Source organism: Pimelobacter simplex (assembly GCF_900114845.1).
Taxonomy (GTDB): Bacteria; Actinomycetota; Actinomycetes; order Propionibacteriales; family Nocardioidaceae; genus Nocardioides; species Nocardioides simplex.
Genome location: NZ_FOUK01000003.1, coordinates 252084 through 270865 on the forward strand (window position 1 = coordinate 252084; position 18782 = coordinate 270865).

The window sequence follows — 18782 nt, forward strand, 5'->3', positions numbered from 1 at the left end:
CTCAGAGGTCGAGCAGGGCCTCCATGTGCCCGAACGTGCGCTGCAGCGCCCGCAGGTAGGGCGCGACCGCGGGGTGCCGGTACTTCCCGGCGAGCGCGCCCTCGCCTCCGGCGACCCGGGCCAGTGCCCACTCCGCGCGGCTGAGCGCGGTGTAGACCGCCACGACCCGGGCGCCCAGGACGACGGCGTCCCGGTCCGCGATGCCGGAGGGCAGGCCGAGCAGGTAGGCATCGAGCAGCGGCTCGAACTCCTCACGGGCCGAGAGCGAGAGGTAGCCGAGGTCACCGCCGACCGGTCCGTGGCCGAGCGTCCCCCAGTCGATCGCGAGCGCGTCGTCGTCCGCGCGGCCGGGCAGGTTGCGGGGCGTCGCGTCGCCGTGCTGGGGCACCTGGGGCACGCCGTCGAGCAGGGCGAGCATCGTCTCGCGGCGGGTCCAGAGGTGCTCGGCGACGTCGGCGACGGTGGTCCGGGCGAGCGTGGGCCAGCCGCCCTTGCGGGCGACGCGCGCCAGCCGGTCGCGCATCAGGTCGCGGGCGAGGAACGCGGGGTGCCCGATCTCGGCGCCGGCGAACCGGCCGAGCGAGAGGGCGAGGAAGAGCCCGCTCGAGGCGGCGTCCTCGACCCAGTCGCGCACGATGGTGACCCCGGCGTCGTCCTCCTCGACGGAGGCGGGCGCCGAGCGCAGGCCGGGGGTCGCGGTGCACAAGCCGGTCAGCAGGACGTCCGCCTCCCGGCGCCAGTAGCCCGCATGGGCCCGGTCGGAGAGCACCGCCGGATCCCCGGTTCCGGGCGCGCCGATCCGCTTCACCACCACCGGCCGCCCTCCGAGTGCGGTCCGCCACACGCCCACGGTCGACGTCCCGGTGCCTCCCGGGAGCGCCACCCAGTCGGGCTCCGGCTGCCACATGCGGCTGAAACTAGCCGATCCCCCTCCCCGAAGTGTGGAGGTTGCGGGTCCGAGGTGCGCCGGTTGCGGGGCGGGCGGGATCAGCCGATGTCGCGGGCGCGGAAGCGCCACCACGCCACGCCCAGCAGGACGACGGCCACGGCGGTGAGCCCGCCGGCGCTCCCCCAGTCCCAGCTGGCGGCGGGCAGCAGCGGCACGTGCGCGTACGGCGAGAGCCCGGTCAGCCAGCCCGGCAGGTCGAGCAGGTCGCCGAGGAGCGAGAGGGTCAGGAACGCCGCCGGCCACACCCAGACGAGCGCCGCCCAGCGCGCGCCGAGGGCCAGGCAGAGGGCGGCGAGCGCGCCGACGACCCAGGCCGCCGGCACCCAGGCGAGGGCGGCGGTGACGAGGTTGCCGATCCCGGGGCCGTCGGCGGCGACGTACCCGACCCAGAGGCCGACGCCCGTGACGACGAGCAGCCAGGCGGTGCCGGCCAGGGCCAGCACGGCTGTGGCCGCGAACCAGCGGGTGCGGCTGACGCCGGTGGCGAGCACGATCTCGACCCGTCCGTCGGTCTCGTCCCGGGCCGTGTGGCCGACGACGGTGGCGGCGAAGTAGGTGAGCACGACGGCGACGATCGACAGGATCGCCGAGACCAGCGCGCCGCCGAGCTCGTCGATGATCGACTGCGCCGTCGCGTTGTCGAGGAGGTCCCCGACCCCGGGCGCGATCATGCCGAAGACGACGCCGAGCGCGGCCGCCGCCACGCTCCACAGCAGGAGCGTCGTCGCGTGCACCTTCACCGCGAGCGAGAACGCGTCGGCCAGCCGCGGCGATCCGGTCGCAGGGCCGGGGCGGGTCGCGAGCAGGCCGGCGCCGAGGTCGCGGCGCGAGCGGAGCAGCACGGCCCCGCCGGCGAGCGCCAGCGCGAGCAGCGGGTACGCCAGCAGGAGCCACCAGCGGGTGTCGCCGTACGCGCGGACCTGGGTGTTCCAGCCGAGCGGCGAGAGCCAGCTGACCCACTGCGGGCCCGTGTCGCCGACCGCCCGCAGCACGAAGAGCACCCCGATGGCGCCCGCCGCGAAGCCCGCGCAGGTCCGGGCGCTGGCCGAGAGCTGTGCGGTCAGCAGGCCGATCCCGGCCGCGACCAGCGCACTGCCGCCCCACAGCAGGCCGAAGGCGACCGACCCGCCGGCGTCCAGCCCGCCGATGACGTTGCCGAGGGCGGTGAGCACGCCCAGGACGCCGGCGAGCAGCAGCGCCTCGACGCCGGCGGCGACGAGGGGCGCGTCCCGGCCGACGGCGGTGCCGCCGATGAGCTCGGTGCGGCCGGTCTCCTCCTCGACCCGGGTGTGCCGGCGCACGACAGCGACGAAGAGCACGGCGGCGAAGACGGCGTAGAGCACCGTCATCTTCGTCATCGCAAGCTCGCCCTCGCTGGTGACGTCGAGGATCGGCCCGTACAGCGCGACGATCGCGGGGCTCGCGTTGATCGCCTCTGCCGCGTGGATCCGCTCGGCCGGCCCGTCGTAGAGGCTCGGCGTCGCGGCGGCCGAGGCGATGCTCATCAGCACCAGGACGCCGATGCCGGCCGGTGCGAGCACCCGGTCGCGGCGGAGTCCGAGGCGCAGCAGGAGGGTCCAGCCGGTGGCGCTCATCGCCGGGCGCCCGCCCGGTCGCGGTAGGCGTCGAGGAACAGCTCCTCCAGGCTCGGCGGGGTGCTCGTCAGCGCCGTCACGCCGGCGTCGGTGAGCGCCCGCAGCACCCGGGGCAGGACGTCCGGCTCGACCGAGCAGCTCACCTGGTCGCCGGCGACCGCGACGTCGTGGACGCCGTCGATCCCGGTCAGCTCCGGCGGCGGGCCGGTCACGGTCGCGACCACCTTGGTCCGGTGCAGGTGCCGCAGCGAGCCGAGGCTCCCGGACTCGACGACCCGGCCCTCGCGGATGATCGTGACCCGGTCGACGAGCCGCTCGACCTCGCTGAGGATGTGGCTCGACAGCAGCACCGTCGCCCCGCGCGCGGTCTGCTCGGCGACGCAGTCGTTGAACACCTGCTCCATGAGCGGGTCGAGGCCGGACGTCGGCTCGTCCAGGATGAGCAGGTCGGGGTCGGTGGCGAGGGCTGCGACGAGCGCGACCTTCTGCCGGTTGCCCTTGGAGTAGGCACGACCGCGCTTGGTCGGGTCGAGCGAGAACCGCTCGATGAGCTCCTCGCGGCGGGACGCCGCGGGGTCCGCGCCGCGCATCCGGATCAGGAGGTCGACGATCTCGCCGCCGCTGAGGTTGGGCCACAGGCTCACGTCGCCGGGGACGTACGCCAGGCGCCGGTGCAGCCCCGCGGCGTCGGCCCACGGGTCTCCGCCGAGCAGCCGCACCTCCCCCGCGTCCTTGCGCAGCAGCCCGAGCAGCACCCGGATGGTGGTCGACTTGCCGGCGCCGTTGGGGCCGAGGAAGCCGTGCACCTCGCCCGGCTCGACCACGAGGTCGAGGCCGTCGAGCGCCCGGAACCTGCCGAAGGCCTTCACCAGCCCGCGGACCTCGATGAGGGGACTCGTCATGTCCCCATCATGCACCTGTTTCAGTAGTTTCTGAATCTTGTAGAATCACGGCATGTCGACCGAGGAGCAGCGCGCCGCGTTCACCGAGCGGCTCGGCGGTGCCCTGGCCAGCGCGGGGCTCGCCCGGCTGCCCTCGCGGGTGTTCGCCGCGCTGCTGGTCGACGACGACGGCCGGATGACCGCCGCCGAGCTCGGCGCGGCGCTCGACGTCAGTGCAGCGTCGGTCTCGGGCGCGGTCCGCTACCTCGACACCGTCGGCATGATCCGCCGCGAGCGGGAGCGCGGCTCGCGGCGCGACGTCTTCGTCGTCGAGGACGACGCCTGGCACGGCACCATGACCCGGATCGACCAGCTCTACGGCCCGATGATCGCCGCCCTCGAGCGCGGCCTCGCCGACCTGCCCGACGACGACCCGGCCCGGCACCGCCTGGTCCTGGCCCGCGAGTTCCTCGCCTTCGTGCTCGAGGAGATGTCCGACCTCGACCGGCGCTGGGCCGTGCGACGGGTCGAGCTCGGCCTCGGCGACTGACTCCGGCAGGATGCCGTCCATGCGGATCGCGACCGACGACCCCCGGCGGGCCGACGTCCTGGCCCTGCTCGACGAGCACCTGGCCGACATGTACGCCACCTCGCCGGCCGAGAGCGTCCACGCCCTCGACCCCGAGGCGCTCGCGGCACCCGGGATCACGTTCTGGACCGCCCGTGACGCCGAGGCCGGCGACCTCCTCCTCGGCTGCGCCGCCCTCAAGCGCATCGACGACGACCACGCCGAGCTCAAGTCGATGCGCACCGCGACCGCCGCCCGCCGCCGCGGCGTCGCCGGACGGCTGCTCGACCACGTGCTCGACGCCGCACGCGCGGCCGGGCACCGCCGGGTCAGCCTCGAGACCGGCACCCAGGACTACTTCGCCGCGGCCCGCGCCCTCTACCTGAACCGTGGGTTCGAGGAGTGCGGACCGTTCGAGGGCTACGCCCTCGACCCGAGCAGCACCTTCCTCAGCCGGGCGCTGTAGGCGCGTTCACGACCTCGACAACCAGCGCCTGCGCGTCGCGGATCGCCTGGTCGAGGATCGTGCGCCGCGGGTCCGGTACGGCGAGCCACGGCCCCACCGCGCTCACCCCGGCCAGCCGTGGGTCGGCCAGCACCTCGGCCACCGCCGAGCGGTCGCCGCCCGCCACCACCAGCGGCGCCCCGTCGAGCACCCGCACGGCGTGGTCGGCCGCGGCCGCATAGGCGTCGCGCGCCTGGTTCGCCCGGCGCCGCGCGAACCGCTGCTGGGACTGCCCGCCGGCCTTGGTGCGGCCCTGCACGTGCCGCTGCCCGACCTTGCTCCCGGTCAGCTGCTCCCCCGTCAGCCGGGCGACCGCGAACCCGCCCTTGCGCACCAGGAGCAGGCCCCACGCCTCCGGCACCGTGGCCGCCTCGGCGAACGCCACCGGGTCGGCCGGGCCGTCGTACGGACGGGAGAAGGGGAGGCGGACCGTGAACCACGAGCCGTCGGCCGCCGTCCCGCGCAGGGCGGCGGCGTCGACCACGAGCTCGGGAGCGCCGTGGGAGACGGTGAAGTTCGCCAGCCAGCGCGCCCAGCGGGTGGTGGGGACGAGGACCTCGGGCACGGGACGACCCTACTGACGAGAACCTGTTCTAGTGTGCAGCCATGGCCTCGACCCCGACCCTGCACGCCTGCGACCGCGTCGATCTCGCCTGGATCGACACCGCGCCGCACCGCTTCACCAACAGCGTCGACCTCGCGATCACCCCGGCCCAGCTGTTCGACGTGCTCGCCGACGCGACCGCCTGGCCGCGGTGGGCGAAGGCGATCACCGACGTCACCTGGACGACACCCGAGCCGCGGGGCGTCGGGACCCGCCGCACCGTCACCATGCGCGGCGGGCTCGTCGGTGCCGAGGAGTTCATCGCCTGGGAGGAGCACACGCTCCTCGCCTTCCGGTTCGACCAGGCCTCAGAGAAGCGGATCAAGGCGTTCGGCGAGCGCTACGACGTCGTCGCGACCGCGGACGGCTGCCGCCTCACCTGGACCCTGGCGCTGGAGGTCACCGGAGCCGCACGCTTCACGCTCGCGCCGAGCAAGCCGCTCCTCGACGCGGCGTTCCGGTGGTTCCTCAAGAACCTGCGGACGTACACGGACGAGCGGTTCGGCGCACCGGCCGGCGCCCCCTGACGGTCACCGGTGCTGGTCCGGAGCCTAGCCTCGCCGGAACCCGCTCCGGGCTCTCCCGGCGCGATCGTGCGCCGTCCGGGCGCTGACTTGTCACCGAGGTGAGCACCGGCGCGACGGCGTCGGGTGCCCGGCGTGCGGGAGCGCAGGGCGAGACCGCAGCGGACGCCGGCCGCGCCCACTTCTTGTCACGCACGTCACAACATCCCGGCCGTTCCGGAGCCGGTCCGCCCGCGGCCCTTGGCCGGGCCGGGTCCGCATGGCTCAATCGAGGTGGTCGCCCCCTACGACCCGACGGTGAGTGCCGTCGCCGACGGAGGGAGGACAGCAATGCCCGTCTCGACCCTGCCGGTCTCGTTCCTGTCGATCGAGGCGTCCGGCAGCACGTCCACCGTCCGGCTCCGGCCGGACCGGCTGGCTCTCCTGTGCCATCGCATGGTGCGCGCGGTGAGCACGTCGCTCGGCACGCCGCCCGACGACCCGCACGTCCGGAGCGCGATCGCCGACGTCGTCCAGTGCTTCATCGCGGCCGGCGGTCGCGCTGAGGACGCCGCGCACGACGCCGAGCGCGTGGTCCGCGCCCTCGCGGTCGAGCTCAGCCACGCCGGCCTGCTGACCGTCGACGTCCACCGCCTGTTCCGGGCGGTGCACCCCGTCGTGGTCAGCGCGCTCGGCCAGGTCGTGGACGACACCCTGCGGGGCGACGCGATGCTCGCGCTACGCCGGGCCGCGCAGCGCTACCTGCACCTCGTGTGCACGACGATGACCGTCGAGCTCCGCCGCGAGAGCGCCCGCCGGGCGCACCGGCACGCGCACTGGAGGGCCGAGGTCGGTGGCACGGACGAGCCGCTCCCCCACGTCGCCCACCTCGACCACTCCGGCCGCGTGGGGCGGATCCGGGTGCTGGTCGCGGTCCGTGACGAGCTGCCGGTGCAGCTGCGCGCCGATCCGCGCTTCGTCGCCCGGTCGTCGGCCTACGAGCTCCTGGTCCCGGAGGAGGTCGCCCCGGAGACGCTCGAGCCGGCGCTGACCGGACAGGTCGTCGTCGGGCCACTCACCCCGTGGGCCGATCTCGGCGACAGCCTGCAGCTGGTGTGGCGCGCCACCCGGCTGCTCAGCGACGGCCTGGCCGCGGACGACCGGCTGCTGGTGCCGTGCACCGAGATGCTCGGCCACCTCCTCGTCGCCGGCAACCCGCTGCTGACGGGGCTGCTCGTGAGCAAGCACCTCGCCGTCTTCGACGGCGTCCGGGCGCTGCGCCGCAACGACCTCGCGCTCACCCTGCTGCGCTGGCTCGAGACCGCCGTCCCCACGAACCAGCTGGCCCGCGACATGGGCCTGCCTCCCCAGACGCTCCACAGCCGACTCGCCAAGCTGCGCGAGATGTTCGGTGCCAAGCTCGAGGACCCGCCCACGCGGCTCGAGCTCATCGTCGCCCTGCGCTCGGTCCTGCCGACCTGGGACGTCGCGGTCTGAGCGCACGGTGGCCCCCGGGCAGGTTCCGGGGGCCACCGTGCGCATCATCGTCGCCTACTTGACCTTCAGGACGGTGACCGCCGAGGCGTAGGGGTGGTAGCGGCCGTCACCCAGGTAGCTGACCTGGATCCGCCACTTGCCCTTGGCCAGCTTCGGCAGCTTGATGGCCCGCTGGCCGCCGCTGAGCGTCGCCGTCACGACCCGCTTGGTCTTGCCCTTGGTGAGGGTCACCCGCACCGTGCCGGTCGGCACCGGGGTCGCAGCACTGGCGCGCGCCACGACGACCGTCGCCTTGCCGGCCTTCCTGCTGGTCGGCTTCTTGGTGATCTTCAGGGTCGGCCGCTTCGGGTAGACCTTGACGATCGGCGCCGCCGTCACCGGACCCCGCGCCGCGGAGGCCGAGGTCAGCGTGTCCCCACCCCGCGTCGCCGTCGACTCGAAGGTGATGGTCTTGGCCTGCTGGGCCGCGGTCAGGGTGAGCGTGGTGCCCGTGGCCCCGCTGATCACCGCGCCGTTGGCCTTCCACTGGTTCGTCACGGTGGCCGAGCCGTCGTTGAAGACGGCGGGCGTCCCCGTCAGCTTCTGACCCACCTGGGCCGTGCCCGCGATGGTCGGGACGCTGGTGACCGCCAACGGCGCCGCGGCTGCCGCCACCGGCGCGGTCGGGGTCGACTCGGAGGTGAGCGTGTCCGAACCACGAGTGGCGGTGGACTCGAACGTGATCGTCTGACCCTGCAGCGCGGCCGTCAGGGCGAGCGTGGTGCCCGTCTCCCCGTCGATCGCCGTGCCGTTGGCCTTCCACCGGTTCGTCACCGTGGCCGACGCGTCGTTGAACGCCGCCGGGGTACCGGTCAGCGTCTCGCCCACGCGGGCGGTGCCGGCGACGGTCGGGCTGCTCGTGGCCTCCAGCGGAGGCGTCGCGTCGCCGGCCACGAGCGCGTAGGCGCCGTCGGCGATGTCGAGCACGTCTCCGCCGGTCATCGCCGCGGGGAGCGGAACGTCGGGGGCGGGCCCGCTGCCACCGGCCTGCGGCTCGGAGGACCACGCCACGACATTGCCCTGCTCGGTCAGCAGGAACTGCGGGCTGCCGGCAGCCGTGTCACCGGTGCTGTTGACCTCCTTCAGGGTCTCGCCCTCCGGGACGCCCGGGAAGTTGTCGTCCTGCCACGACTGGAAGGTCTGCGGGGCGCTTCCGGTGGCGGCCGAGAGCCGGAAGCCGTAGCTCTTGCCGCTCTGGGTGATGAAGGTTCCGGTCGCCGCGGTCTGCAGCGGGTCGAACCCGTCTGCGGCCTGGCTGCTGAAGGCCACGACGGGGTCGTCGCCGGCCGCGCGCAGCTCCGACCAGCCCACGCCGTCCGCGAGGACCACCAGCGAGCCGTCCGCGCGCAGCGCGATCGTGTTCGTGCTGTAGCCCCCGGCCGGCGCCCGGTTGACCGGACCCAGCGCGACCAGGTCGGTCACCGCCGTACCCGAACCGTTCTGCACGGGGACGACCCCTTCGAGGTCCCCGTTCGGGTCGGGGCTGAAGGCGATCACCACCGCGCTGCGCGCGCCGTCCGAGGCCTCCACGATGGCGTAGACGCGGTAGACGCCGCCGGTGACCGCGACTGCCTTGCCACCGAGCTGCTCCGCCGTCCAGGTCTGGTCCGGGATCGAACCGCGGGAACCGCCCCACTTGGTGATGCTGCCGTCGGCCGTGGCCGCCCAGATGGACCGGGAGCCACCCACGCTCAGCGACACCGTCCGCTGAGCGCTCACGCTCGCCGGCACGGACATGGCCGAGGGCTGGGCGGCGGCCAGCATGTCGACCGTGCCGTCCTCGCGGATCGCGCCGACGCCGTTCGGGCCCATGCCGTTGTCGCCGAGCTCGGCCCACGGACCCGCAGGGCCGCCCTCAGCCGGGTAGCTGGAGGTCTGGACGCCGTCGGCCCAGCCGATCACGTGTCCCGTCGTGGGGGCGTCGCCCGGCTCAGCCTGAGCCGGTGCCGCGAGTGCGGACGCGGTGCCCATCACCAGGGCCGCCGCGCTGAGCGCGCCGACCTTGGATCGCCAGTGATTCATGCCCTGCCTCCTGAGATGTCATGACCGCCGGCACCCACCGCGACGACGGTAACGGGCACCCTAGGTCCGACCGGCAGGCAGCAACGCCGCTCAGGAGGAAACGGCCGACAACTCGGACGGGCGTCCGACGACGACCCTCAGGAGGTCGACCTCAGGAGGCGGAGCCTCAGACGTTGAACCCCAGCGCCCGCAGCTGCTCGCGCCCGTCGGGCGTGATCTTGTCGGGGCCCCACGGCGGCATCCAGACCCAGTTGATGGCGACGTCGTTGACGAGGCCCTCGAGCGCGGACTCGGTCTGGTCGGTGATGACGTCGGTCAGCGGGCAGGCCGCGGAGGTGAGCGTCATGTCGAGGACGAGGTTGGTGTTCTCGTCGACGTGGATGCCGTAGACGAGGCCGAGGTCGACGACGTTGATGCCGAGCTCGGGGTCGACGACGTCCTTCATCGCCTCCTCGATGTCGGCGAGCGCGACGTTGGACGACGCGTTGGTGCTGGCCGCTGCGGCCTCGGGCACGTCGGGGAGGTCGCTGTGGTCGATGGACTCGGTCATGACTTGTCTCCGTCTCCGGCTGGTGAGTTCGTGGCGACGAGCTGGGCCGTCGCGTCCTTCCACGCCATCCACGACAGCAGCGCGCACTTGACGCGTGCCGGGAACTTGGCGACGCCGGCGAAGGCGATGCCGTCCTCGAGGACGTCCTCGTCGGGCTCGACGGTGCCCTTGCCCTGCATGAGGGTCAGGAACTCCTGGTGGATGGCCATCGCCTCGTCGACGCCCTTGCCGACCACGAGGTCGTAGAGCACCGAGGCGGAGGCCTGCGAGATCGAGCAGCCGAGCGCGTCGTACGAGACGTCGTCGACGACGCCGTCGGCCAGATGCACCCGCAGGGTCACCTCGTCACCGCAGGTCGGGTTGACGTGGTGCACCTCGGCCGTGCGGTCGGCGTGCTCACGCAGCCCCTTGCCGTGGGGGTTCTTGTAGTGGTCGAGGATGATCTCCTGGTAGAGAGCATCGAGGTCCTGAGCAGTCATCCTCAGTCCAACTTGAAGTAGGAACGGGTGTATTCCAGCGCCTCGACCAGGGCGTCGATCTCGCTCGGCTCCGTGTAGAGGTACGACGACATGCGCGTCGAGCTCTGCACGCCGAAGCGGGCGTGGGCCGGCTTGGCGCAGTGGTGCCCCGCCCGGACGGCGACGCCCCGGCTGTCGAGCACCTGGGCGATGTCGTGCGGGTGGACGCCGTCGAGCTCGAACGAGATCGCGCCGCCGCGGGCCGCGGGGTCGAGCGGGCCGAGCACGGTGAGGCCCTTGACGGTCTGCAGGCCCTGGAGGGCGTAGCCGGTGATGGCCTGCTCGTGGGCGTGGATGGCGTCCATGCCGATGTGGCCGAGGTAGTCGACCGCGGCACCGAGGCCGACGGCCTCGACGATCGGCGGGGTGCCGGCCTCGAACTTGTGCGGGATGCCCGCGTAGGTCGAGGACTCCATGCGGACGGTCTCGATCATCTCGCCGCCGCCGAGGAACGGCGGGAGGACGTCGAGGACCGCACGCGCGCCCCAGAGGACGCCGATGCCGGTCGGGCCGACGACCTTGTGGCCGGTGAAGGCGACGAGGTCGGGGCGCTCGTCGGCCGGCATCGCGGCGAGGTCGATCGGCAGCTGCGGCGCGGCCTGTGACGCGTCGACCACGACGAGAGCACCCACGGCGTGCGCGCGCTTGGTGATCGCGGCGACCGGGTTGATCGTGCCGAGCATGTTGGACACCCAGGTCAGCGAGACGACCTTGGTGCGCTCGGTGATCAGCTCGTCGATCGCCGACAGGTCGAGCCGGCCGTCGTCGGTGATCCCGAACCAGCGCAGCGTCGCGCCCGTGCGCTGGGTGAGCAGCTGCCACGGGACGATGTTGGAGTGGTGCTCCATCTCGGTGATGACCACCTCGTCACCGGCGCCGACCTGGCGCGGACCCGCCCAGGCCAGCGTGTTGGCGACCAGGTTGAGGGCCTCGGAGGCGTTCTTGGTGAAGATCACCTCGTCGCGCTCGGGCGCGCCGATGAACGCAGCCACCTTGTCGCGCGCCGCCTCGAACGCCTCGGTCGACTCGGCGCCGAGCTGGTGCATGGCGCGGGCGATGTTGGCGTTGTGCCGCTCGAGGTGGTCGACCATCGTGTCGATGACGACCTGCGGCTTCTGCGAGGTGTTGGCGCTGTCGAGGTAGACCAGCGGCAGCCCGCCCGCGAGCTCGCGCTCGAGGATCGGGAAGTCCTTGCGGATGACCGCCAGCTCCGGGAGGAGCCCCTCCAGGGCCATGATCAGACCGCCGCGGTGAGGAAGCGCTCGTAGCCGTTGGCCTCGAGCTCCTCGGCGAGCTCGGGACCGCCGGACTCGGCGACCTTGCCCGCGACGAAGACGTGCACGTGGTCGGGCTTGATGTAGCGCAGGATCCGCGTGTAGTGCGTGATCAGCAGGACGCCCTTGCCGTCGCGCTCGCGGAACCGGTTGACGCCCTCGGAGACGACCTTGAGCGCGTCGATGTCGAGGCCGGAGTCGGTCTCGTCGAGGATCGCGACCTTGGGGTCGAGCAGGTCGAGCTGGGCGATCTCGTGGCGCTTCTTCTCGCCGCCGGAGAAGCCCTCGTTGACCGAGCGCTGGGAGAAGGTGCCGTCGAGGTTCATCCGGTCGAGGGCGCCGGTGACGTCCTTGACCCACGTGCGGAGCTTGGGCGCCTCGCCGTCGATGGCGGTCTTGGCGGTGCGCAGGAAGTTCGACACCGAGACGCCGGGGACCTCGACCGGGTACTGCATGGCCAGGAAGAGGCCGGCGCGGGCGCGCTCGTCGACCGACATCGTGAGGACGTCCTCGCCGTCGAGGGTGACGGTGCCGCCGGTGACCTCGTAGCGCGGGTGGCCCGCGATGGAGTAGGCGAGCGTGGACTTGCCCGAGCCGTTGGGGCCCATGATCGCGTGCGTCTCGCCGTCGTTGATCGTCAGCGTGACGCCCTTGAGGATCTCCTTGGGGCCGTCCTCGGTCTGCACCTGGACCTGCAGGTCCTTGATCTCGAGGGTGCTCATGATGGGGTGACTCCGTTCAGCGTGGTGGTGACGTCGATGTAGACGTCGACGTCGCCCGAATCGGTCGGGCGCAGTTCGACGGGGAAGGTGGCGACCGGCTCGGTCGCCGGGAGCCCGGTGGGCTTTCCGGTGCGCAGGTCGAAGCGCGAGCCGTGGAGCCAGCACTCGACGGTGCAGTCCTCCACCTCGCCCTCGCTCAGCGCGACGGCGGCGTGCGAGCAGAGGTCCTGCAGCGCGAAGACCTCGTCGCCGTCGCGGGCGACGGCGACGTCGTACCGGTCGACGGTGACGGCGAGCGCCTCGTCGGTCGGTACGTCGGCCAGCGCGCAGGCCCGCTCGAAGGTCATGCCAGCTCCTTGAGCACGTTCTTGGCCAGCTCGGCCTCGACCGTCTCGAGCAGCTGGTCCTCGATCGAGGGGATGCCGACCTTGCGGATCAGGTCGTTGAAGAAGCCGTGCACGACCAGGCGCTGCGCCTCCTTCTCGGAGATGCCGCGCGAGCGCAGGTAGAACAGCTGCTCGTCGTCGAAGCGGGCCGTCGCCGAGGCGTGCCCGGCACCCTCGATCTCGCCGGTCTCGATCTCGAGGTTGGGCACCGAGTCGGCCTGGCAGCCGTCGGTGAGCACCAGGTTGCGGTTCTCCTCGTAGGTCTCGATGCCCTCGGCGACCTTGCGGATGAGGACGTTGCCGATCCACACCGTGTGCGCGCCCTGGCCCTGCAGCGCGCCCTTGTAGACCACGTGGCTCTTGGTCTTGGGGGCGTTGTGGTCGGCGAAGAGCCGGTGCTCGAGGTGCTGGCCCTCGTCGGCGAAGTAGAGGCCGAGCAGCTCGGCCTCGCCGCCCGGACCGGCGTACTCGACGTTGGCGTGCATGCGCACCAGGTCGCCCCCGAAGGAGATCGAGGTGTGCTTGACGAAGGCGTCGCGCCCGACCCGGATCGCATCGCGACCGAGGTGGACGGCGTCGTCGGCCCAGTCCTGCAGGCTCAGCACGTTGACCTTGGCGCCGTCGCCGACGAGGAAGGTCGAGATGGCCGAGTAGCGCACCGATCCGGTGTGCACGAGGACGATGGTGACCTCGGCGTGGGCGCCGATCCGGTAGAGCAGCCGGCCCCACACGAGGTCGTCGACCGACTCACCGGTGAGCCGGATGACGATCGGCTCGGCGACGACGGCCTCGGCCGGGACGTCGAGCAGCAGCGCGCTGCCGGCGTTGGCGGCGGCCAGCGCGGCCGGGCGCTCGTTGGGCCCGAGCTCGCCGAGCGCGACGGCCTCGTCGGCCGTGATCTCGCTGAGCGTGACGCCCTCGGGGAGGTTCGTCTCCCGGGTCAGCGCGGCCGCGGAGGCCTCGCCGTCGAGGATCCCGCGCAGGCGCTTGATCGGCGTGAACCGCCAGACCTCCTCGCGCCCGGTGGGCACGGGGTGGTCGGCCAGGTCGTACGACGCGGGCGGGTTCAGGTGGCTCTCGATGCGCTTCTCATGGCCCATCTCGACAGCCTCAGCCATGACATCTTGCAAGGCCGTCATCAGCCGACGGCTCCTTCCATCTGCAGTTCGATCAGTCGGTTGAGCTCGAGCGCGTACTCCATGGGCAGCTCCTTGGCGATGGGCTCGACGAAGCCGCGCACGATCATCGCCATCGCCTCGTCCTGCTCCATGCCGCGCGACATGAGGTAGAAGAGCTGGTCGTCGGAGACCTTCGAGACGGACGCCTCGTGGCCCATGGACACGTCGTCCTCGCGGATGTCGACGTAGGGGTAGGTGTCGGAGCGGCTGATCTGGTCGACCAGGAGCGCGTCGCACAGCACGTTGGACTTGGAGCCGTGGGCGCCCTCGTTGACCTGGATCAGGCCGCGGTACGACGTCCGGCCGCCGCCGCGCGCCACCGACTTGCTCAGGATCGAGCTCGAGGTGTGCGGGGCCGCGTGGACCATCTTGGCGCCGGCGTCCTGGTGCTGGCCCTCGCCGGCGAACGCGATCGAGAGCGTCTCGCCCTTGGCGTGCTCGCCCATCAGGTAGACGGCCGGGTACTTCATCGTCACCTTGGAGCCGATGTTGCCGTCGACCCACTCCATCGTCGCGCCGGCCTCGCAGACCGCGCGCTTGGTGACGAGGTTGTAGACGTTGTTCGACCAGTTCTGGATGGTCGTGTAGCGGCAGCGGCCGCCCTTCTTGACGATGATCTCGACGACCGCGGAGTGCAGCGAGTCGGACGAGTAGATCGGCGCCGTGCAGCCCTCGACGTAGTGCACGTAGGCGTCCTCGTCGACGATGATCAGCGTCCGCTCGAACTGGCCCATGTTCTCGGTGTTGATCCGGAAGTAGGCCTGGAGCGGGATGTCGACGTGGACACCCTTCGGGACGTAGATGAACGAGCCACCCGACCACACCGAGGTGTTGAGCGCGGAGAACTTGTTGTCACCGACCGGGATGACGGTGCCGAAGTACTCCTTGAAGAGCTCCTCGTGCTCCTTCAGCGCGGTGTCGGTGTCGAGGAAGAGCACGCCCTGCGCCTCGAGGTCCTCGCGGATCGAGTGGTAGACGACCTCGGACTCGTACTGCGCGGCGACGCCGGCGACGAGGCGCTGCTTCTCCGCCTCGGGGATGCCGAGCTTGTCGTAGGTGTTCTTGATGTCCTCGGGCAGGTCCTCCCAGCTCTGGGCCTGCTTCTCCGAGGAGCGCACGAAGTACTTGATGTTGTCGAAGTCGATCGCGCTGAGGTCGGAGCCCCAGGTCGGCATCGGCTTGCGGTCGAAGAGCTTGAGGCCCTTCAGGCGCAGGTCGAGCATCCAGCCCGGCTCGTTCTTCTTGCCGGAGATGTCGCGGACGACGTCCTCGTTGAGGCCGCGCTTGGCGTTGGCGCCGACGTCGTTCTTGTCGGACCAGCCGAAGTCGTAGCGACCGATCCCCTTGAGCTCGGGGTTCAGCTCTTCGATCGAGGTCATGACGTGACCTGCTCCTTCTTCTTGGTGGTCGAGCTCTTCTCGGTGGTCGAGCCTGTCGAGGCCGGGATGCACGTGGTGCAGACCCCGTCGCCGTGGGCGATGGTGGCCAGACGCTGGACGTGGGTGCCGAGGACCCGGCCGATGGCCTCGGTCTCGGCCTCGCACAGCTGGGGGAATTCGTGGGCGACGTGGGACACCGGGCAGTGCTGCTGGCACAGCTGCTCCCCCACGACCGGCAGCTCGCGGACGGTGGCGGCGTAGCCCTCGTCGGAGAACACCAGCGCCAGCACCTCGGCGGGCGAGGCGCCCGGGTGCGCCGCGGCGACCTCGGGGAAGCGCTTCTCGATGAAGGCCGCCCGCCGCTCGGCGAACGCGCGCACCGCGTCGTCGCCCGCCGTCTCGGCGAGGAAGCGCAGCGCCTCGGTGGCGAGGTCGTCGTACTGCTGGTCGAAGGCGTCGCGGCCGCGCTCGGTGAGCGCGAACACCTTGGCCGGCCGGCCGCGGCCCCGGGCCCCGGCGGGGCGGGGGTCGCGCGCGTCGACCGCGCCTTCGGCGAGCAGCTGGTCGAGGTGGCGCCGGACGGCGGCCGGCGTCAGGTCGAGACGCTCGGCGAGGGCCGCCGCGGTGGACGGACCGTTGACCAGGATCGCGCGCGCGACGCGCTGGCGCGTCGGCTCGTCGGTCTCGGTCAGCATTTCCACAACATCAGTGTGCCGATAATGCGGAGGGTCCTTCAAGGAAGGTCAGCCTTAGTTGCCGGGATCACGCTCGCGGAGGGCGGGTGTGCCGCAGCCACGCGAGCCCCGCGAAGGGCAGCACGAGCGGCAGGAAGCCGTAGCCCTGGCCGAAGTGCGACCAGACCGTCTTGTCCGGGAACAGGTCGGTGGCGACGTAGCTGAGCGTGCCGACCGAGAGCACGCCGAGCAGCTCGATGCTGACCGCGACGCCGGCGATCCGCCAGCCGGTGCGGCCGCCGAGCAGCAGGCAGGTGGTGGCGACGAGGTAGAGCACGGCGGCGACCAGCGAGAGCGAGTACGCCAGCGGCGCCCGGTCGGGCTCCATGCCGAGCTGGACGGCGGATCGGCCGGTGGCCGCGACGGCGAAGATGCCGTAGACGAAGACGAGCGCGCGGCCCCAGCCCTGCGAGAGCGCGTTGCCCTGGGTCACTCCCGGCTCAGGCACCCCGACCACCCCAGACGTCCCAGAGCCGGACCTCGAGCCCGGCGACGGTCACCACGGCGAGCAGCAGGATCGTCGTCCCGACCCGGGAGCGCTCGGCCAGCGAGAAGAAGGCGCCGACCACGGGGATGAGCGCGTTGGTGACCAGGTAGCTGACGAAGACGGCGCCCTCGACGTCACGCTCGGTGCGGGCCAGCGCCACGATGCCCACCACGAGCTGGACCAGCAGCGCCACCTCCAGCACCGCGAAGGCGATGTAGTGGGAGTCCTGGGCGGACCGGTCCCGGACCAGGTCGACCACGAGCAGCACGGCGGTCACGCCCGCGAGCACGAGCAGCACGCCGTAGAGCCAGGGAGTCACGGCCGCCAGCGTAGGGCGGAGCGTGGGTGTGGAACAAAGCACCGCGAGAGAAGGTTCTCGCGCAAGATTCTTGTGCCGGAGCGCAAGTCACGTCGCTTACGTGACGGCCGTCACCGCCCGTACGTTTCTCGTCATGGCTCCGACCGCACCACCGACCGCTGCCGCGCGCCCTGGGTCGCTGCGCTCCCAGCTGACCCGCCGCAAGCCCGTCGAGATGCTCCTCGCGGACGCCGGCGCCGGGGACGGCGGTCACCTGCGCCGCACGCTGGGCATGGGGCACCTGACGATGATCAGCATCGGGGCGACCCTCGGCACGGGCATCTTCGTCGTGCTCGGCGAGGCGGTCCCGGTCGCCGGACCGGCCGTCGTCCTGTCGTTCGTCGTGGCCGGCGTGATCGCGCTGCTCTCGGCCCTGTCGTACGCCGAGCTGGCCGGGATGATCCCGGCCGCGGGCTCGTCGTACTCCTACTCGTACGCGACGCTCGGCGAGCTCGCCGCGTGGGTCTGCGGCTGGTGCCTCGTCCTCGAGTACGGCGTCTCGGTCGCCGCGGTCGCGGTCGGCTGGGGCCAGTACGTCAACGAGCTCCTCGACGCGACCGTCGGCGTGACGATCCCCGACGCGTGGAGCCAGCCGCCCGGGGCCGGCGGCCACGTCAACCTGCCCGCGCTCGTCGTGGTCGTGCTCGCGACGCTCGTGCTGCTGCGCGGCGTCACCGAGAGCGCGCGGGTCAACACCGCGATGGTGGTCGTGAAGATCCTGGCGCTGCTGCTGTTCTGCGCGGTCGCCTTCACCGCCTTCCGGGCGGGCAACCTCACTCCCCTGTTCCCGCTCGGCCTGGCCGGGATGAGCTCGGGCGCGGCGACGCTGTTCTTCTCCTACATCGGCTTCGACGCCGCCTCCACCGCCGGTGAGGAGGCGCGCAACCCGCAGCGCGACCTGCCGCGCGCGATCATGCTGTCCCTCGGCATCGTCACGGTCCTCTACTGCCTGGTCGCGCTCGCGGCCGTCGGCGCGATGCCCTGGCGCCGGTTCGAGGGCACCGAGGCCGCGCTGGCCCGGATCGTCGACCAGGCCGGCGGCGGCTCCGTCGTGGTCGGGCTGCTCTCCCTCGGCGCGGTGGTGGCGATCGCGAGCGTGGTGCTGACCGTGCTCTACGGGCAGATCCGGATCCTGTTCGCGATGTCGCGCGACGGCCTCGTGCCGCCACTCTTCTCCCGGGTCGACCGCCGCACGGGCGTGCCGCGCGCGAACACGCTCGTGGTGGGGCTCTTCGTGAGCGCGCTCGCGGCCGTCGTCCCCCTGGGCGAGCTGGCGAACGCGACGTCGATCGGCACGCTGTTCGCGTTCGCGCTGGTCAACGTCGCCGTCGTCATCCTGCGCCGGACCCGGCCCGAGCTGCCCCGCGCGTTCCGCGTACCCCTGGCTCCTCTGGTCCCGGTGCTCGGCGCCGCGCTGTGCTGCTACGCGATGCTCAGCCTCGGCGCGTCCACCTGGATCGTGTTCCTGGGCTGGATGGCGCTGGGGCTGTGCCTCTACGCCGGCTACGGCCGCCGGCACTCGCGCCTCGGCCGCCCGGCCGCGGCTCCGGTTCCGCCACAATGAGCGCCATGCAGCTCGACCAGCTCGACCGCTCCATCATCGGCGTCCTCCTCGAGGACGGCCGGGCGACCTTCGCCCAGATCGGCGACCGGGTCGGGCTGTCGGCGCCCGCGGTGAAGCGCCGCGTCGACCGGCTCGTCGCGTCGGGCGCGATCACCGGGTTCACCGTCCGCGTCGACCCGGCCGTGGTCGGCTGGTCGACCGAGGGGTACGTCGAGATCTACTGCCGCGGCTCGACGTCCCCGGACCAGATCCTGGCCGCGGTCGAGAGGCTGCCCGAGGTGGTCTCCGCCTCGACCGTGACCGGCGAGGCCGACGCGATCCTGCACATCCTCGCCTCCGACGTGCGCCACTTCGAGCAGGTCGTCGAGCGGATCGCGCGCGAGGACTTCATGGTGCGCACCAAGAGCGAGCTCGTCATGTCGCCCCTCCTGCGCCGCGAGCAGGGCAGCCTGCCCTCGTAGGCGCCACA

Annotated in this window: 21 protein-coding genes; 6 read left to right on the plus strand and 15 right to left on the minus strand. The window is 72.2% G+C overall.

Annotated features, from left to right (window positions below):
• Position 1: 1 nt before the first annotated feature.
• The 3 genes from BM223_RS13855 to BM223_RS13865 form a co-directional block, all read right to left on the minus strand.
• Positions 2–907 carry a phosphotransferase gene (locus tag BM223_RS13855; protein WP_038679032.1) on the minus strand — a complete coding sequence of 302 codons (906 nt, stop codon included), beginning with the start codon at positions 905–907 and terminating at the stop codon, positions 2–4.
• 80 nt (positions 908–987) lie between these two features.
• The gene (locus tag BM223_RS13860) at positions 988–2544 is read right to left on the minus strand and encodes an ABC transporter permease (protein WP_038679034.1); all 1557 of its coding nucleotides are present in this window, start codon (positions 2542–2544) and stop codon (positions 988–990) included.
• On the minus strand, positions 2541–3446 hold the full coding sequence (locus BM223_RS13865; protein WP_038679035.1) for an ABC transporter ATP-binding protein: 906 nt from the start codon (positions 3444–3446) through the stop codon (positions 2541–2543). Before BM223_RS13865 ends, BM223_RS13860 begins: the two co-directional genes overlap by 4 nt.
• A gap of 52 nt (positions 3447–3498) precedes the next feature.
• Here BM223_RS13865 and BM223_RS13870 point away from each other — a divergent pair, with 52 nt between their 5' ends.
• Entirely contained in the window at positions 3499–3975 is a 477-nt protein-coding gene (locus tag BM223_RS13870; RefSeq protein WP_038679037.1) for a GbsR/MarR family transcriptional regulator, read from the plus strand.
• Between the two features lie 19 nt (positions 3976–3994).
• Positions 3995–4459 (plus strand): GNAT family N-acetyltransferase, encoded by a 465-nt coding sequence (locus BM223_RS13875; RefSeq protein WP_038679039.1) that lies wholly within the window; start codon positions 3995–3997, stop codon positions 4457–4459.
• Here the strand turns inward: BM223_RS13875 and BM223_RS13880 are convergent.
• Positions 4443–5063, minus strand: a complete 621-nt coding sequence (locus tag BM223_RS13880) for an acVLRF1 family peptidyl-tRNA hydrolase (protein ID WP_038679040.1) — start codon at positions 5061–5063, stop codon at positions 4443–4445. The genes BM223_RS13875 and BM223_RS13880 overlap by 17 nt on opposite strands.
• A gap of 41 nt (positions 5064–5104) precedes the next feature.
• On the opposite strand from BM223_RS13880, the gene BM223_RS13885 reads away from it, so the two are divergent.
• Entirely contained in the window at positions 5105–5629 is a 525-nt protein-coding gene (locus tag BM223_RS13885; RefSeq protein WP_038679042.1) for an SRPBCC family protein, read from the plus strand.
• Positions 5630–5956: 327 nt separating this feature from the next.
• Complete coding sequence (locus tag BM223_RS13890) at positions 5957–7102, plus strand: helix-turn-helix domain-containing protein (RefSeq protein ID WP_038679044.1); 1146 nt, start codon at positions 5957–5959, stop codon at positions 7100–7102.
• A gap of 54 nt (positions 7103–7156) precedes the next feature.
• Here the strand turns inward: BM223_RS13890 and BM223_RS13895 are convergent, their stop codons facing one another.
• The 11 genes from BM223_RS13895 to BM223_RS13945 form a co-directional block, all read right to left on the minus strand.
• Positions 7157–9163, minus strand: coding sequence for an Ig-like domain repeat protein (locus BM223_RS13895; RefSeq protein ID WP_038679046.1), 2007 nt, complete (start codon positions 9161–9163; stop codon positions 7157–7159).
• A gap of 166 nt (positions 9164–9329) precedes the next feature.
• Positions 9330–9713, minus strand: a complete 384-nt coding sequence (locus BM223_RS13900; RefSeq protein WP_038679048.1) for a metal-sulfur cluster assembly factor — start codon at positions 9711–9713, stop codon at positions 9330–9332.
• Positions 9710–10192, minus strand: a complete 483-nt coding sequence (sufU, locus tag BM223_RS13905) for a Fe-S cluster assembly sulfur transfer protein SufU (RefSeq protein ID WP_038679050.1) — start codon at positions 10190–10192, stop codon at positions 9710–9712. Before sufU ends, BM223_RS13900 begins: the two co-directional genes overlap by 4 nt.
• A gap of 2 nt (positions 10193–10194) precedes the next feature.
• Complete coding sequence (locus tag BM223_RS13910) at positions 10195–11466, minus strand: cysteine desulfurase (protein ID WP_038679051.1); 1272 nt, start codon at positions 11464–11466, stop codon at positions 10195–10197.
• A 2-nt stretch (positions 11467–11468) separates the two neighbouring features.
• On the minus strand, positions 11469–12227 hold the full coding sequence (gene sufC / locus BM223_RS13915; RefSeq protein ID WP_038679053.1) for a Fe-S cluster assembly ATPase SufC: 759 nt from the start codon (positions 12225–12227) through the stop codon (positions 11469–11471).
• On the minus strand, positions 12224–12574 hold the full coding sequence (locus BM223_RS13920; protein WP_038679055.1) for a non-heme iron oxygenase ferredoxin subunit: 351 nt from the start codon (positions 12572–12574) through the stop codon (positions 12224–12226). The genes sufC and BM223_RS13920 overlap by 4 nt, the downstream gene beginning before the upstream one ends.
• A complete protein-coding gene (gene sufD / locus BM223_RS13925; RefSeq protein ID WP_235318896.1) occupies positions 12571–13731 on the minus strand; it encodes a Fe-S cluster assembly protein SufD in 1161 nt (386 codons plus the stop codon). Before sufD ends, BM223_RS13920 begins: the two co-directional genes overlap by 4 nt.
• Positions 13732–13751: 20 nt before the next feature.
• On the minus strand, positions 13752–15170 hold the full coding sequence (gene sufB / locus BM223_RS13930; RefSeq protein ID WP_038679059.1) for a Fe-S cluster assembly protein SufB: 1419 nt from the start codon (positions 15168–15170) through the stop codon (positions 13752–13754).
• The gene (locus tag BM223_RS13935) at positions 15167–15865 is read right to left on the minus strand and encodes a helix-turn-helix transcriptional regulator (protein ID WP_038679061.1); all 699 of its coding nucleotides are present in this window, start codon (positions 15863–15865) and stop codon (positions 15167–15169) included. The genes sufB and BM223_RS13935 overlap by 4 nt, the downstream gene beginning before the upstream one ends.
• A gap of 67 nt (positions 15866–15932) precedes the next feature.
• Positions 15933–16352 carry a hypothetical protein gene (locus BM223_RS13940; protein WP_200886979.1) on the minus strand — a complete coding sequence of 140 codons (420 nt, stop codon included), beginning with the start codon at positions 16350–16352 and terminating at the stop codon, positions 15933–15935.
• The gene (locus BM223_RS13945) at positions 16345–16710 is read right to left on the minus strand and encodes a hypothetical protein (RefSeq protein WP_052138661.1); all 366 of its coding nucleotides are present in this window, start codon (positions 16708–16710) and stop codon (positions 16345–16347) included. The genes BM223_RS13940 and BM223_RS13945 overlap by 8 nt, the downstream gene beginning before the upstream one ends.
• Positions 16711–16843: 133 nt before the next feature.
• Here BM223_RS13945 and BM223_RS13950 point away from each other — a divergent pair, with 133 nt between their 5' ends.
• Both BM223_RS13950 and BM223_RS13955 read left to right on the plus strand, forming a co-directional pair.
• Positions 16844–18313, plus strand: a complete 1470-nt coding sequence (locus BM223_RS13950) for an amino acid permease (RefSeq protein WP_038679064.1) — start codon at positions 16844–16846, stop codon at positions 18311–18313.
• 5 nt (positions 18314–18318) lie between these two features.
• Complete coding sequence (locus BM223_RS13955) at positions 18319–18774, plus strand: Lrp/AsnC family transcriptional regulator (protein ID WP_038679066.1); 456 nt, start codon at positions 18319–18321, stop codon at positions 18772–18774.
• Positions 18775–18782: the final 8 nt, after the last annotated feature.